This window comes from Methylobacterium sp. 37f (assembly GCF_023093475.1).
In the GTDB taxonomy this organism is placed as follows: domain Bacteria; phylum Pseudomonadota; class Alphaproteobacteria; order Rhizobiales; family Beijerinckiaceae; genus Methylobacterium.
The window spans coordinates 1-13,496 of sequence record NZ_JAGHKN010000042.1; the positions used below are offsets into that span (position 1 = coordinate 1).

Sequence of the window (13,496 nt, forward strand, 5' to 3'; positions counted from 1 at the left end):
GCCTGATACACCGCCCGGCGCCGGACGGACAGGCGGGTTGGACATTGGGGGTTGGCGACCGGGGGCGGGCGCCTGGGCCGGTGCGTCGGGGACGGGCACGCTCCCTCTCCACGGGCTCCTGGATTCACGGCATCTCACCGCGACGCGGCCCTGCTCCCCAGCGGATCCCGGGCCTGCCCGCGATCCGTCGCGCCTGTGGGGCGGCGTTGGAGCTGGGGGTGGGGGGGGCCCCGCCAGCCTCCGCCGGCTGAGGGTCACCCAACCACCGCCACGCCGAACCTCTCCCCACCACACGGGGGAGAGGGACGCGGTCTGCCGGCAAGATCAGGTGTGTGAATCGAGACGCGCAGAGGCGGACGGGCAACGGGCAACGGGCGGGTGGAATCGGCGCGGTGTGAAACGGGCAGGCGGTCGGGGGCGCAGCCCCCCGACTCACGCGGCCGCGCGGGCCTGCTCGCGTCGATTGGCCGGGCTGGCCAGGAGGTCGGTGATCAGGGCGACGAGCTGGTGGCCGTGATAGGGCGTGCGCAGGCGCAGGGCGCCCGGCTCCAGGGCCTCGCCGTCGAGGCGGCGCGGCGAGCGGACGGTGTAGATCACCCCTACGGTCGGATCGAGGCAGCGGGCCACGCCCGCCAGGGACAATCCGTCCACCGTGTCGCGCACGTCGGCATCGGTCACCAGCACGTCGACCCGGCCCTCGTCCGGCCGGGCGAGCAGCAGGCTCTCGACCTCGCCGGCGGTGCGGGCGCCGAGCACGTCGTAGCCCGACATCTCGAGGCAACTCGTGGTGATGGAACGGGTCAGCTCGTCTCCGGCAAGGAGAACCACGAGCGGTCGTCGGGACGCGGCCAGCATGGACGGTGTTCCTGGATGAAAGTCCTGGGTGAACCGAGATCGGAGACTTCGGCGATCCCTTGGAGATGGAGCCAAACGTAAGGGGCGATGAATTAACGCGTGCTTAAACGACCGGTTTCGCGAAGCAATGTCATTTTGAAGGGCAAGCTTACAAGATCGGCAAATTTTCGATATTGCCCACCTTATCAGCATTCAGCTGCCCAGAAAGGCGCCGGAACAAGCAATCCGGCCCCGGCAACTGAATTCGGCATCCCGGCAGCGCCCGCAATCCGGGCATCGTCGGCGCCGGATCAGCCCTGTCCCGCGCCCCGGACCTGCCCGGAAGGCGCGCGCATGACCGGGCCGCAGCGGCGCGCCGGTCCCCGAACAGCCCCACGACACAAACCTTCGGCGCCGGTCGCGTTCGGGGGAACGGGTTTTCGCCGGAGGCCTGAAAAAAGCCGTTTGCTTCCTTTGACGCGGACACGCGTCCGGGCAATTCTAGACGAGGAACAGCAAGCACCAACAAAGACCAAGTCCAGGCCTCGGCGTCACGGAGACGTGAGGCAATCATGTCGACGCCTCGTCTTTTGTATTCAATCCGAAAACCCAACCTGCCGGGCCGCCGACCTTGCGCGCCCGCTGAAAACGCATGGATCCGAACATGAGCTTCCAACCGCCGCACCACGACGACAGCGATCCGATCCGCTTCGCCTACTGGGTGCCCAACGTCTCGGGCGGCCTCGTCATCAGCAAGATTCCCCAGCGCACGAGCTGGGACGGCCCCTACAACCGCCGCCTCGCGCAGATCGCCGAGGCCGCCGGGTTCGACTACGCCCTGACGCAGATCCGCTTCACCGCCGGATACGGCGCCGAGTATCAGCATGAATCCGTCGCCTTCAGCCACGCGCTGCTGGCCGCCACCAGCACGCTGAAGGTCATCGCCGCGCTGCTGCCCGGCCCGTGGAACCCGACGCTGGCCGCCAAGCAGATCGCCACGATCAGCCAGCTTTCGGAAGGCCGCATCGCCGTCAACGTGGTCTCGGGCTGGTTCTCGGGCGAGTTCCGCGCCATCGGCGAGCCGTGGCTCGACCACGACGAGCGCTACCGCCGCTCGGAGGAGTTCATCCGGTCCCTGCGGGGGATCTGGACCCAGGACAACTTCACCTTCCGGGGCGATTTCTACCGCTACAGCGACTACACCCTGCGGCCGAAGCCGGCCGACCCGCAGCCGGAGATCTTCCAGGGCGGCTCCTCGCGCGCCGCCCGCGACATGGCCGCCCGCGTCTCCGACTGGTACTTCACCAACGGCAACACGCCGGAGGGCCTGCGGGCCCAGGTCGACGACCTCCAGGCCAAGGCGAAGGCCAACGGGCATGCGGTGAAGGTGGGCGTCAACGCCTTCGTCATCGCGCGCGACACCGAGGAAGAGGCACAGGCCGTCCTGCGGGAGATCATCGACCAGGCCGACCCGGACGCCGTGAAGGCCTTCGGCCACGAGGCGAAGAACGCCGGCAAGGCCTCGCCGGAAGGGGAGGGCAACTGGGCGAAATCGAGCTTCGAGGACCTCGTCCAGTACAATGACGGCTTCAAGACCAACCTGATCGGCACGCCTGACCAGATCGCCGCGCGCATTGTGGCGCTCAAGGATGCCGGGGCCGACCTGGCGCTGCTGGCCTTCCTGCACTTCCAGGAGGACGTGGCCTATTTCGGCGAACACGTGATCCCGCGGGTGCGCGCCCTGGAGGCGGCCCGCCGCGAACGGGCGCGGGCCGCCTGACGCGCGGCCCTCCGCCGAACCGCCCCCGATCCGGAGACACGCCATGACCATCGCCGTCAGCCCGAACATCGCCGCCAGCCAGACATCACGGGAGACCCATCGCTGGCCCACCGGGGCGCCCGGTCCCGAGCGCCCCGCCGCCCCGGCCCACATCGTCCGCGACGCCGCCGAGGCCCTGCGGATCGCCCACGCGCTGGCGGAGGGGTTCCGGGCCGGCGCTTCGGAGCGCGACCGCACCGGGCGCCGCCCCCTGGCCGAACTCGACGCGTTCTCGCAGAGCGGCCTGTGGTCGATCAACGTGCCGCGGGCGCAGGGCGGGCCGGGGCTGTCGTACCGGACCGTGGCCCAGGTCATCGCCATCGTGTCGGCGGGCGACCCGTCGATCGGCCAGATCGCTCAGAACCACCTCGGCATCGTGGCGGCGATCGACACGGTGTCGGACGCGGACCAGAAGGCGCTGCTGTTCGGGCTGGTGCTGGCCGGCACCCGCTTCGGCAACGCCTTCTCGGAAATGGGCACGCCGCGTGCCGCCGACTTCAAGACGCATTTCGTCGAGGACGGCGACCACGTCGTGGTCCAGGGCACCAAGTTCTACGCCACCGGCGCGCTGCTGGCCCATCTCGTGCCCATCGTGGCCCTCGATGACGCGGGCCGGGCCTGGTACGCCATCGCCGGACGCAACGCCCCGGGCCTCACGGTGATCGACGACTGGTCGAGCTTCGGCCAGCGCACCACCGCCAGCGGCACGGTGCGGATCGACGGCGTGCGGGTGCCCAAGACCCATCTGGTGCCGGCCTGGAAGGGCTACGCCGCCCCGAGCGCCGACGGGGCCATCTTCCAGATCATCCAGGCGGCCGTGGATGCGGGCATCGCCCGGGCGGCGCTCGCCGAGACCATCGAGTTCGTGCGCACCCGGTCGCGCCCCTGGGTCGACAGCGGCCTGGAGCGGGCCTCCGACGACCCCCACACCATCCGCATCGTCGGCGACCTGACCATCCGGCTGCACGCGGCCGAGGCGCTGCTCGACCGGGCGGGCCTCGCCCTCGACGCCGCCGTGGCGGCACCGCAGGCCGACACGGTGGCGGCGGCGCAGCTGGCGGTGGCGGAGGCCAAGGTGCTCACCACCGAGGTGGCTCTGAGCACGACCAACACCCTGTTCGAGCTCGCCGGCACCCGCTCGACCCTGGCCGAGCACAACCTCGACCGGCACTGGCGCAACGCCCGTACCCACACCCTCCACGACCCCGTGCGCTGGAAATACGCGATCGTCGGCAATCACGCCCTCAACGGCGTGAACCCGCCCTTCCACGCCTGGAGCTGACGCGGGGGAACCGGACGGAGCGCGGCGGCGCCCCCGCCGCGCCGTCGTGCGCCTCGGCAACCCAGGTGCTTTTTGACGCGGGAGAACCGGGCTTCGACGCGGAAAAACGGAGCTTGTGTACGCAATCAGCGTCTGGAGATCGCGCGGGCGTGATCCATGTGCTGTCCATGAACTTCATCCCCCTTCATCGACATCTTCAGGACTGCTCGGCCCCCGACCCGGCGAGGATTCTGGCGGCGGCCCGGGCGGTGGCGGACCGGGCCGGCGAGCGCGCCGACGCCCTCGACCGCGCGGGCGGGTTTCCGGCCGAAGACGTGGCCCACGCATACGAGGCCGGACTGCTGGCGGCGCCGCTGCCGGTGTCCCTCGGCGGCGCCGGCCTCGACGCGCCCGAGCGGGCGCCGGTCCTCGCCGACGTCCTGGCGCGGGTCGGGCGCGGCAGCCTCGCCCTCGGCCGACTCTATGAGGGCCACGTCAACGCCCTGCTGCTGATCCTGCGCTACGCCGACCCGGCGGTGGCCGAGCGCCTCGCAGGCGACGTCCGGGCCGGGCACCTGTTCGGGGTCTGGAACACCCAGCCCCAGACCGGCGGCCTCAGTCTGGAAGACGTGCCGGGCGTGGAAGACTTGCCGGGCGTCGAAGACTTGCAAGGCCTGGAAGGCTCGGAAGCCCCGCAAGGAGCCGGGGCTGGCTGGCGGCTGCGCGGGGTCAAGTCGTTCGCCTCCGGGGCCGGATCGGTCACCCGCCCCCTCGTCACCGCGCGCCGGCCGGACGGGCGCCAGCAGATGCTGGTGGCCAACCTCGTGGCCGGGACCCGGGCCGACCTTTCCGGCTGGCAGGCCCACGGCATGCGCGCCTCGACCTCGGGCATCCTCGACTTCACCGGCCTGCCCGCCGATCCGGGCGGCTTCGTCGGCGGACCGGACGCCTACTTCGCCGAGCCGCACTTCTCCGGCGGGGCCTGGCGCTTCGCCGCGGTGCAGCTCGGCGGCATCGAGGCGGTGTTCGACGCCCTGCGGACCCATCTCCGGGCCACCGGACGCGGCGGCGACCCGCACCAGGCCGCCCGCCTCGGGGAGGCCGCGATCGCGGTGGAAACGGCGCGCCTGTTCGTGGCCCGGGCGGCGGTGCTGGCCAGCGACCCGGCGGCGGAGCCCGAGCGGGTGATCGCCTACGTCAACCTCACCCGTCTGGCGGTGGAACGGGCCGGGCTCGACGTGCTGGAGCGGGCCCAGCGCTCGGTCGGGCTCTCGGGCTTCCTCAGCCCGCATCCCCTGGAGCGCCTGGCACGGGACCTGGCGACCTACCTGCGCCAGCCCGGGCCGGACCGGGCGCTCACCGCCGCGGCGGCCCATATCCTCGCCGAGGCGCGGCCGGCGGACCTCCTGTGGCGTGATCCCCCCGGGATGCCCGCGCCAGAGGCGCGATCGGCGGGTGTTTGAGGTGCAGCGCGGTCCGCGCATGATGGCGTCCGGACCACCGATTCCCCTCCCGTCCGCTTCAGGCTCGGGGCCGTGCGTCCCATCGGCGAGGCTTTCATGACCGGCTCCATCCCGACACGCGCCACCCGGACATTGCCGGCGGATTATTTCACCGACCTCTACGCCGCCAATCCCGATCCCTGGGACTTCACCACCTCGCCCTACGAGCACGCCAAGTACGCCGCCACCCTGGCGGCGCTCGGCCGGCCGACCTACGCCGAGGCCCTGGAGATCGGCTGCTCGATCGGCGTCATGACCCGGCGCCTCGCCTATCGCTGCGGGCGCCTGCTCGCCCTCGACGTGGCCGAGAGCGCCCTCGACACTGCCCGCGCGCGCTGCGCCGACAGCCCGCAGGTCGACTTCCTGCGGGCGGCGGTGCCGGATGAATGGCCGCCCGGCCGGTTCGACCTCGTGCTGCTGTCGGAGGTGCTGTACTTCTTCACCCCCGAGGACCTGTCCCGGATCGCCCAACATCTCACCGCGTCGCTGAAGCCCGGGGGCGAGGTCGTCCTGGTGCACTGGCTCGGTGAGACGGACTTTCCCCTCAGCGCCGATGCGGCCGTGGAAACCCTGATCGGGCTGACGGCGCCCGGCCTGACGCCCCGCCACCAGAGCCGCACCGAGCGCTACCGCCTCGACGTGCTGCAGGGGCCTCCGGTTTCGGCCCCGCAGGCCCCCGCGTGAGGCGGGCGCCCCCGGCAGAGGCTCCGGACCCGTCCCTGGTCCATCGCCACGCCGCCTGGGTGCGGCTGACCCACTGGCTCAATGCCGCCGCGTTCCTGGCCCTGCTGGTCAGCGGCGTCGCGATCCTGCTCGCCCTGCCGCGCCTGTTCTGGGGCGAGACCGGGGCCAACGGGGCGCCGGCCGCCCTCGACCTGCCGCTGCCGGTCAACCTCGAACAGACGGGCTGGGGCCGCAACCTGCACTTCCTCGCCGCCTGGGTGCTGGTGCTCAACGGGATCGTCTACGGCATCGTCGCCTTCGTGGGCGGCCACTTCGCCCGAGACCTCGTCCCCGACCGGGACCAGCTCGCTCCGCGCCACCTCGCCCGCGAGATCGCCGACCATGTCCGCCTCCGGCCGGCGCGCGGCCGCGAGGCCCTGCGCTACAACGCCCTGCAGAAGTTCACCTACCTGGCGGTGCTGTTCGGCCTGTTTCCCCTGATGGTGCTCACCGGGCTGACCATGTCGCCGGGCGTCACGGCCGCCTATCCGGAGCTGTTCACCCTGTTCGGCGGCCGGCAATCGGCGCGCACGCTGCATTTCCTCACCGCCTGCCTGCTGGTGGCGTTCCTGGTGGTGCACGTGGCCCAGGTCTTCGTCGGCGGGGCCGGCAACCTGATGCGCTCGATGATCACCGGACGCTTCCGCGTTCCCCGAGACGATTCCCGAATTCCTCCCCGAGTTCCTCCCCGAGTTCCTCCCCGAGCCCCTTCCCGAATTCCTGCTGCGGAGCCCCCCGATGCGTGACCTCTCGCGCCGCCGCCTCCTCGCTGGTTCGGGCACGCTGCTGGGCGCCGGGCTGCTCGGCGGCTGCGAGGCGCCGGCCCTGTCGCGGCTCGCCACCCCCTACGACTGGAGCAACGGCCTGACCTTCGCGGTCCAGCGCTGGCTCCAGCGCCACCAGCCCCTGGTGCGCGAGTTCGGGCCGGAGGCGATCTCGGCGGTGTTCCCGACCATCAACACCACGGACCCGGACCATTCCGATTACCGGCGCTCCAAGGCCCTCGGATTCACGGATTGGCGGCTCCCGGTCGGCGGCCTCGTCGAGCGCCCGGGCGCGTTCTCCCTCGCCGACCTCCGGGCGATGCCGGCCCGGAAACAGATCACCCTCCACGCCTGCGAGCAGGGCTGGTCGGCCATCGCCAAGTGGACGGGCGTGCCGCTGGCCCACCTGCTCGCCACGGTGGGCCTGAAGCCGGAGGCCCGCTTCATCGTGGTGCGCAGCGTCGATGGCTGGTGGGACAGCTACGACCTGTTCGATGCCCTCCATCCGCAGACAATCCTGGCCTACGGCATGAACGACGCCCCCCTGCCGGTGGCGCACGGCGCCCCGGTCCGCCTGCGGGTGGAACGCCAGCTCGGCTACAAGAGCCTGAAATATCTCAGCGCGATCGAGGCGGTGGACCGGGTCGACGGCCTCGGCCAGGGTCGCGGCAGCATGGTCGCCGAACTCGGATTCCCCTGGTACGCGGGCATCTGAAGCCGAAGCATCTGCCTTCATGGCAGGCATAAGGCTCTGCCTTCATGGCAGGCATTCTGCCCAAGCGCGTTGCATTTTCCGAGCCGGTCTGTCAGTTTTTCGCTGGTATACCAGAGATGCCTACCCGCATCGTCGGCGATGGCCGACACAGAAGGCGGACGGCGCGAGAATGTGGGGTGTCAGATGTCGCATGGGGTTGGCCCTGAACGCCGGACCGGAATCCCTGTCGGTGGTGTCCCTGCAGGCGTTCCTCTCGGATCATCCCTGAGCGCCCGGGTGTTCCGGCCGATCCTGGCCGGCGCGACCCTGCGCGAGCGGCTGATCGGCTGCCTCGGCGCGCTCATCGGCATCGCCCTCACGGGGCTCGTCAGCGGCTGGATCGTCGGGGAGGGGCCGCACATTCCCCTGATCGTCGCGCCCATGGGCGCGACGGCGGTGCTGCTCTTCGCCGTACCGGCCAGCCCCCTGGCCCAGCCCTGGCCGATCATCGGCGGCAATACGATCTCAGCCCTGATCGGCGTCACGGCCGCGCATTTCATCTCCAACCCGGTCCTGGCCATCGGGGTCGGCGTCTCGCTGGCCATCGCCGTGATGTCGTTCACCCGCTGCCTGCATCCGCCCGGCGGAGCCGCCGCCCTGACCGCCCTGATCGGCGGCCCCGCCATCGCCTCGTCCGGCTTCCTGTTCCCGTTCGTCCCGGTCTGCCTCAACTCCCTCATCCTGGTCGGGCTCGGCATCGCCTTCCATCGGGTCTCGGGGCGGACCTATCCGCACGTCGCACCCGCCACCCCGGTCAACCCGCACGGCACCGCCGACGCGCCCGCCCCGGTGCGGGTGGGCTTCAACGTCCGGGACGTCGACGCGGCGCTGCTGACCCTCAACGAAACCCTCGACATCGACCGCACCGACCTCGACCGTCTGCTGCGGGAGGTCGAGGCCCAGGCCCTGCAGAGGACCCACGGAACCCTGACCTGCGGGGCGGTGATGTCCCGCGACGTGATCACCCTCGGCCTGCACGAATCGCCCGAGCGAGCCCGCGACCTGCTGCTCCGGCACAACATCCGGACGCTGCCGGTGGTGTCGGAATCCGGCCAGCTCGTCGGCACGGTCGGTCTGCGCGAGCTGTCGCTGCGGAGCGAGGGGCGTTCGGGGCAAAATCCCGTGCCGGAGCTGGCGCGGGTGATGTCGGAGGCGCGGACGGCCGAGCCGGACGCGCCGGTGCTCAGCCTGGTCGAGGTCCTCACCAACGGCCACAGCCACGCGGTGGTGGTCACCGCTCCAGACGACCGCATCCTCGGAATCGTCACCCAGACCGACCTGCTCGCGGTCCTGACGCGCCTGGTCTCGGCGAAGGCGTTCGAGGCGCCGGACGTAGCGCCCCGGGGAGCGGCTCTGCAGCCGGCTTCCTGAGCCGGATCCGGGTTCCTGAAGCGGGACCGGCCTTCCGAGCGGGGACGTCTGGCCCGCTTGTTGCACGCCTCGGCTCCCGGCGCGCCGGATGCGCCCGCAGGTCCCGCCGATGCCAGACACGCTGCACGAGACGCCCGTTCTGCTCCACCTGCTGCATGCCGCCCTGATGGTGGCCAGCATGATGCTGACCTGGCAGGTCCACCGCCTCCGCACCGCGTCGCCTGCACGAACGTCGGCCGGGACCAGGGCGCCGGTGGGCCGGTCTTAGGACGGTCCGTCCGAAGAAGGCCGCTCAGGCGTTCAGCCCGCCGGCCTCCACCACGAAGCGCGCGATGGCGTCCGCCCCGTGGCCGTCGCGCAGGGACGAGAACACGTAGGGCCGGGTGCCGCGCATCCGCTTCGTGTCCGATTCCATGATGCCGAGATCGGCGCCGACCAGGGGCGCGAGGTCGGTCTTGTTGACGATCAGAAGATCCGAGCGGGTGATGCCGGGGCCGCCCTTGCGGGGGATCTTCTCGCCGCCCGCCACGTCGATGACGTAGAGGGTCAGGTCGGCGAGTTCCGGCGAGAAGGTCGCCGCGAGGTTGTCGCCGCCCGACTCGATCAGGATCAGGTCGAGCTTCGGGAAACGCCGGCGCATCTCCGCCACCGCCGCGAGATTGATCGAGGCATCCTCGCGAATGGCCGTGTGCGGACAGCCGCCGGTCTCGACGCCCATGATCCGCTCCTCGGGCAGGGCGCCGGCCACGGTGAGGAGGCGGGCATCCTCCTTGGTGTAGATGTCGTTGGTGATGGCGCAGATTTCGTAGGTGTCGCGGAAGCGCTTGCACAGCTGCTCCATCAGGGCCGTCTTGCCGGAACCGACGGGGCCGCCAATGCCGACGCGAAGCGGGCCGTTGAGAGACGTCATCGCACATTCCTCATGCGGGGGGCTCAGGACCGGAAGATCCGGGAATACTGGGTCTCGTGCCGGAACGAGCCGAGGTCGAGATTCAGGGTGGCGCTGCCGAGATCGTCGCGGGTGAGCGCCGGAATGGTGAAGGCGAGCGCCGTCACCCGCGGCGTCAGGGCGGCGACGATCCGCGTGCCGGCGCTCTGGCCGATGGGCGCGCAGCGCAGGGCCGCCGAGACCAGGTTCTGCAGGAAGGCGAGGCCGAACCCGGCCAGCACCGGCGCCAGGGCCATGCGGTGGGCGCCGGCCGCGAGCCCGACGGCGACGGGGTAGGCGACCGCGCCGGGCAGGCCCGCGGCGAGGCGATCGAGGCCCGGCGTGCCCCAGGCCGCCACGGTGGCGTCGAGGAAGCTGCGGCCCTGCTGGCTCGTCTCCAGGTGCAGTTCGCGCGAGGGGGCCAGGGCCAGGGCGAGGTCGTTGACCTCGGACAGCCTCGGCGCGTCTCCGGCCGACGCCGCCGCATGGGCTTCGGCCAGGAGGATGAGGTCGTTGCGGCCCGAGCCGTGCTCGAGCACGTCGGCGAGCCAATCCGTCAGCGAGGCCTCGTCGCCGACCTCGCCGCTCTCCACCGCGCCCTCAAGCCCGTGCGAATAGGCGTAGGCCCCCACCGGATAGCCCGGCGACAGCCACGCCATCAGGCGCAGGGCCTCAATCATGAGCGTGCGGATGGTCGTGCAAGTGGTCGTGCGGGTGGTCGTGCGGGTGGTGACCATGATGGTGGGCGTGGTGATGCTGACTTGCGGCCTCGCCCGCATAGGCGCCGCCCTCCGGCCGGAACGGGCGCTGCACCGGTTCGGCGCTGCCGCCCAGTCCGCGCACCATCTCGGCGAGCACGTGGTCGAAGCCGATATAGACCGCGTCGGTGCCGATCTCGGCCGGGATATGCCGGTTGCCGATGTGCCAGATCAGGCGCTTGAGGGCGTGATCGTCGGCCGCCCGGATCTCCAGCAGCGGCTCCGGCGCGGCCTCGACCCAGACCAGCCGGCCATCCTGCAGCACCAGGGCGTCGCCGTCGTCGAGGACGGTCGGCTCGGGCAGGTCGAGCAGGAAGGACAGCCCGCCCGCGGCGCGCATGGCCATACGCCGGCGGTGCCGGTCGCCATGGTCGAGGACGATGCGATCGACGATCTCGCCGGACAGGGCATCGCGGCGCTGGACGTGGGTGGCGCGGATCATGGGGCGTGGGACGATACGGTGCAGATGGTCACGGGATCGGCAGAGTTCATCAGGTGAAGCGAGGCTCGAGAGGGCCGGCATAGAAGCTGTCGTCCAGGATCTGCGCCAGGGTGTAGGGACAGGCCTGCGGAAATGTCTGTTCCGCCAGCCCGGTCTCGCTCGCCGCGCGGACGCGCGCCAGGTGATAGGCCTTGGCCAGGACCCTCTCCGGCCAAGCCCGGAGGCTCGGGCTGACATCGAGAAGACCTTCGATCTGGAGACGCTGCTCGACCATCGAGGCGCGCCAGCCGTATTTCCGATGGTCCGGCAGGAATTCCCATTTCAGCAGGTGCTGGAGCAGCACGGCGAGGCGGTTCCGGATCTCGGATTTTTGCGATCCACCCAAGCTCTCGATTTCCTCGGCAAGATGGTACCAGTCGATGCGGTGCCGGTCGCTGGCTTGCTGGTCGCCGGCTTGCTGGCCACCGGCTTGCCGCCCCCCCGTGCGCAGAAGGGCGGCCTGATCCTGCGTCCACAGGTAGAGGTCGGTCTCGTAGAGGTCGTGCCCCTGGGATGGGCTGAGGGCCGCCTTGGACATGTGGGACTCCGCGCGCGTCGACCGCATCCTACCTCAAAACAGGAAGTAGCGCTGCGCCATCGGCAGCACCTCGGCGGGCTCGCAGACCAGGAGTTCGCCGTCGGCGCGGACGTCGTAGGTCTCGGGGTCGACCTCGATGTGCGGGGTGGCGTCGTTGAGGATCATGCTTTTCTTCGAGATGCCGCCGCGCACGTTCTCGACGGCGACGAGGCGCTTCTGCACCCCCAGCCTCTCGCCCAGGCCATCCTCGATCGCCGCCTTCGACACGAAGGTCAGGGCGGTGGCGAAGGGCACCCGGCCGTAGGCCCCGAACATCGGCCGGTAATGCACCGGCTGCGGCGTCGGGATCGAGGCGTTGGGGTCGCCCATCGGGGCAGTGGCGATGGCCCCGCCCTTGATGACGAGATCGGGCTTCACCCCGAAGAAGGCCGGATTCCACAGGACGAGATCGGCGAGCTTGCCCGGCTCCACCGAGCCGATCTGGCCCGAGACGCCGTGCGCGATGGCCGGGTTGATGGTGTACTTGGCCACGTAGCGGCGGGCGCGCAGGTTGTCGTTGCCGGAGGTGTCGCCCGGCAGGGCGCCGCGCTGGCGCTTCATCTTGTCGGCCGTCTGCCAGGTGCGGATGACGACCTCGCCGACCCGGCCCATGGCCTGGCTGTCCGAGGACATCATCGAGAGCGCGCCGATATCGTGCAGGATGTCCTCGGCCGCGATGGTCTCGCGCCGGATGCGACTCTCCGCGAAGGCGAGGTCCTCCGGGATGGCCGGGTCGAGGTGGTGGCACACCATCAGCATGTCGAGATGCTCGTCGATGGTGTTCTTCGTGTAGGGCCGCGTCGGGTTGGTCGAGGACGGCAGCACGTTGGCCAGCCCCGCCACCTTGATGATGTCCGGCGCGTGGCCGCCGCCCGCCCCCTCGGTGTGGAAGGCGTGGATGGTCCGCCCCGCGAAGGCCCGGATCGTGTCCTCGACGAAGCCGGATTCGTTGAGCGTGTCGGAGTGGATCATCACCTGCACGTCGTGGAGGTCGGCGACGGTGAGGCAGGTGTCGATGGCCTGGGGCGTGGTCCCCCAATCCTCGTGCAGCTTCAGCGCGCAGGCCCCGGCGCGGACCATCTCCACCAGGCTCTCGGGCCGCGCCGCGTTGCCCTTGCCCGCGAAGGCGAGGTTCATCGGGAAGGCATCCGCCGCCTCGATCATTCGGGCGAGGTGCCACGGCCCGGGGGTGCAGGTGGTGGCGAAGGTGCCGTGCGCCGGCCCGGTGCCACCGCCCAGCATGGTGGTGATGCCGGAGCACAGGGCCTCGTCGATCTGCTGCGGGCAGATGTAGTGGATGTGGCTGTCGAACCCGCCGGCAGTGAGGATCTTGCCCTCGCCGGCGATCACCTCCGTGCCGGGGCCGACGACGATGTCGACGCCGGGCTGGATATCCGGGTTGCCGGCCTTGCCGAGCTTGGCGATCCGGCCCTTCACGATCCCGACGTCGCACTTCACCACGCCCCAATGGTCGAGGACCACCGCGTTGGTGATGACGGTGTCCACCGCCCCGTCCTGGTTGGTGACCTGGGATTGCCCCATGCCGTCGCGAATCACCTTGCCGCCGCCGAACTTCACCTCCTCGCCATAGGTGGTGTGGTCGCGCTCGACCTCGATCACGAGGGACGTGTCGGCGAGCCGGATGCGGTCGCCCGTGGTCGGGCCGAACATGTCGGCATAGGCGGCCCGGGGCAGGGCGGCGCGGGGGGGCATGTTGGCCATGG

At 70.8% G+C, this 13,496-nt stretch carries 14 protein-coding genes; 8 read left to right on the plus strand and 6 right to left on the minus strand.

Annotated elements, in window-relative coordinates; all coding sequences use genetic code 11:
- Positions 1 to 432: 432 nt before the first annotated feature.
- A complete protein-coding gene (locus tag J7U37_RS20950; RefSeq protein ID WP_056190525.1) occupies positions 433 to 855 on the minus strand; it encodes a hypothetical protein in 423 nt (140 codons plus the stop codon).
- A 643-nt stretch (positions 856 to 1,498) separates the two neighbouring features.
- Between J7U37_RS20950 and sfnG the strand changes: the two genes are divergently transcribed.
- The 8 genes from sfnG (at position 1,499) to J7U37_RS20990 (ending at position 9,296) form a co-directional block, all read left to right on the plus strand.
- On the plus strand, positions 1,499 to 2,614 hold the full coding sequence (sfnG, locus tag J7U37_RS20955; protein WP_056190705.1) for a dimethylsulfone monooxygenase SfnG: 1,116 nt from the start codon (positions 1,499 to 1,501) through the stop codon (positions 2,612 to 2,614).
- A gap of 43 nt (positions 2,615 to 2,657) precedes the next feature.
- Positions 2,658 to 3,935 carry an SfnB family sulfur acquisition oxidoreductase gene (locus J7U37_RS20960; protein ID WP_247636969.1) on the plus strand — a complete coding sequence of 426 codons (1,278 nt, stop codon included), beginning with the start codon at positions 2,658 to 2,660 and terminating at the stop codon, positions 3,933 to 3,935.
- Positions 3,936 to 4,102: 167 nt separating this feature from the next.
- Positions 4,103 to 5,377 carry an acyl-CoA dehydrogenase family protein gene (locus J7U37_RS20965; protein ID WP_247636970.1) on the plus strand — a complete coding sequence of 425 codons (1,275 nt, stop codon included), beginning with the start codon at positions 4,103 to 4,105 and terminating at the stop codon, positions 5,375 to 5,377.
- A 96-nt stretch (positions 5,378 to 5,473) separates the two neighbouring features.
- A complete protein-coding gene (locus J7U37_RS20970) occupies positions 5,474 to 6,100 on the plus strand; it encodes a class I SAM-dependent methyltransferase (RefSeq protein WP_247636971.1) in 627 nt (208 codons plus the stop codon).
- On the plus strand, positions 6,097 to 6,885 hold the full coding sequence (locus tag J7U37_RS20975; protein WP_247636972.1) for a cytochrome b/b6 domain-containing protein: 789 nt from the start codon (positions 6,097 to 6,099) through the stop codon (positions 6,883 to 6,885). The genes J7U37_RS20970 and J7U37_RS20975 overlap by 4 nt, the downstream gene beginning before the upstream one ends.
- Entirely contained in the window at positions 6,878 to 7,618 is a 741-nt protein-coding gene (locus J7U37_RS20980) for a molybdopterin-dependent oxidoreductase (protein ID WP_247636973.1), read from the plus strand. The genes J7U37_RS20975 and J7U37_RS20980 overlap by 8 nt, the downstream gene beginning before the upstream one ends.
- A gap of 276 nt (positions 7,619 to 7,894) precedes the next feature.
- Complete coding sequence (locus J7U37_RS20985; protein WP_056480817.1) at positions 7,895 to 9,028, plus strand: HPP family protein; 1,134 nt, start codon at positions 7,895 to 7,897, stop codon at positions 9,026 to 9,028.
- Positions 9,029 to 9,137: 109 nt separating this feature from the next.
- Positions 9,138 to 9,296, plus strand: coding sequence for a hypothetical protein (locus J7U37_RS20990; RefSeq protein WP_156375972.1), 159 nt, complete (start codon positions 9,138 to 9,140; stop codon positions 9,294 to 9,296).
- Positions 9,297 to 9,320: 24 nt separating this feature from the next.
- On the opposite strand, the gene ureG is transcribed toward J7U37_RS20990, so the two are convergent.
- Genes ureG through ureC form a run of 5 tightly spaced genes read right to left on the minus strand, consistent with a single transcriptional unit; the run spans position 9,321 to position 13,494 of the window.
- Positions 9,321 to 9,938, minus strand: coding sequence for an urease accessory protein UreG (gene ureG, locus J7U37_RS20995; protein WP_056190534.1), 618 nt, complete (start codon positions 9,936 to 9,938; stop codon positions 9,321 to 9,323).
- 23 nt (positions 9,939 to 9,961) lie between these two features.
- Complete coding sequence (locus J7U37_RS21000; protein ID WP_247636974.1) at positions 9,962 to 10,636, minus strand: urease accessory protein UreF; 675 nt, start codon at positions 10,634 to 10,636, stop codon at positions 9,962 to 9,964.
- The gene (locus J7U37_RS21005; RefSeq protein ID WP_247636975.1) at positions 10,629 to 11,156 is read right to left on the minus strand and encodes an urease accessory protein UreE; all 528 of its coding nucleotides are present in this window, start codon (positions 11,154 to 11,156) and stop codon (positions 10,629 to 10,631) included. Before J7U37_RS21005 ends, J7U37_RS21000 begins: the two co-directional genes overlap by 8 nt.
- 49 nt (positions 11,157 to 11,205) lie before the next feature.
- Positions 11,206 to 11,733, minus strand: coding sequence for a DUF29 domain-containing protein (locus J7U37_RS21010; RefSeq protein WP_247636976.1), 528 nt, complete (start codon positions 11,731 to 11,733; stop codon positions 11,206 to 11,208).
- 33 nt (positions 11,734 to 11,766) lie between these two features.
- The gene (gene ureC / locus J7U37_RS21015; RefSeq protein WP_056190542.1) at positions 11,767 to 13,494 is read right to left on the minus strand and encodes an urease subunit alpha; all 1,728 of its coding nucleotides are present in this window, start codon (positions 13,492 to 13,494) and stop codon (positions 11,767 to 11,769) included.
- Positions 13,495 to 13,496: the final 2 nt, after the last annotated feature.

Coding starts and splice junctions, on each gene's coding strand:
- J7U37_RS20965 (WP_247636970.1), top strand. CDS start 4,103: ATGAACTTCATCCCCCTTCATCGACATCTTCAGGACTGCTCGGCCCCC.
- J7U37_RS20970 (WP_247636971.1), top strand. CDS start 5,474: ATGACCGGCTCCATCCCGACACGCGCCACCCGGACATTGCCGGCGGAT.
- J7U37_RS21000 (WP_247636974.1), bottom strand. CDS start 10,636: ATGATTGAGGCCCTGCGCCTGATGGCGTGGCTGTCGCCGGGCTATCCG.
- J7U37_RS20960 (WP_247636969.1), top strand. CDS start 2,658: ATGACCATCGCCGTCAGCCCGAACATCGCCGCCAGCCAGACATCACGG.
- J7U37_RS20950 (WP_056190525.1), bottom strand. CDS start 855: ATGCTGGCCGCGTCCCGACGACCGCTCGTGGTTCTCCTTGCCGGAGAC.
- J7U37_RS20990 (WP_156375972.1), top strand. CDS start 9,138: ATGCCAGACACGCTGCACGAGACGCCCGTTCTGCTCCACCTGCTGCAT.
- ureC (WP_056190542.1), bottom strand. CDS start 13,494: ATGGCCAACATGCCCCCCCGCGCCGCCCTGCCCCGGGCCGCCTATGCC.
- J7U37_RS21005 (WP_247636975.1), bottom strand. CDS start 11,156: ATGATCCGCGCCACCCACGTCCAGCGCCGCGATGCCCTGTCCGGCGAG.
- J7U37_RS21010 (WP_247636976.1), bottom strand. CDS start 11,733: ATGTCCAAGGCGGCCCTCAGCCCATCCCAGGGGCACGACCTCTACGAG.
- sfnG (WP_056190705.1), top strand. CDS start 1,499: ATGAGCTTCCAACCGCCGCACCACGACGACAGCGATCCGATCCGCTTC.
- ureG (WP_056190534.1), bottom strand. CDS start 9,938: ATGACGTCTCTCAACGGCCCGCTTCGCGTCGGCATTGGCGGCCCCGTC.
- J7U37_RS20980 (WP_247636973.1), top strand. CDS start 6,878: ATGCGTGACCTCTCGCGCCGCCGCCTCCTCGCTGGTTCGGGCACGCTG.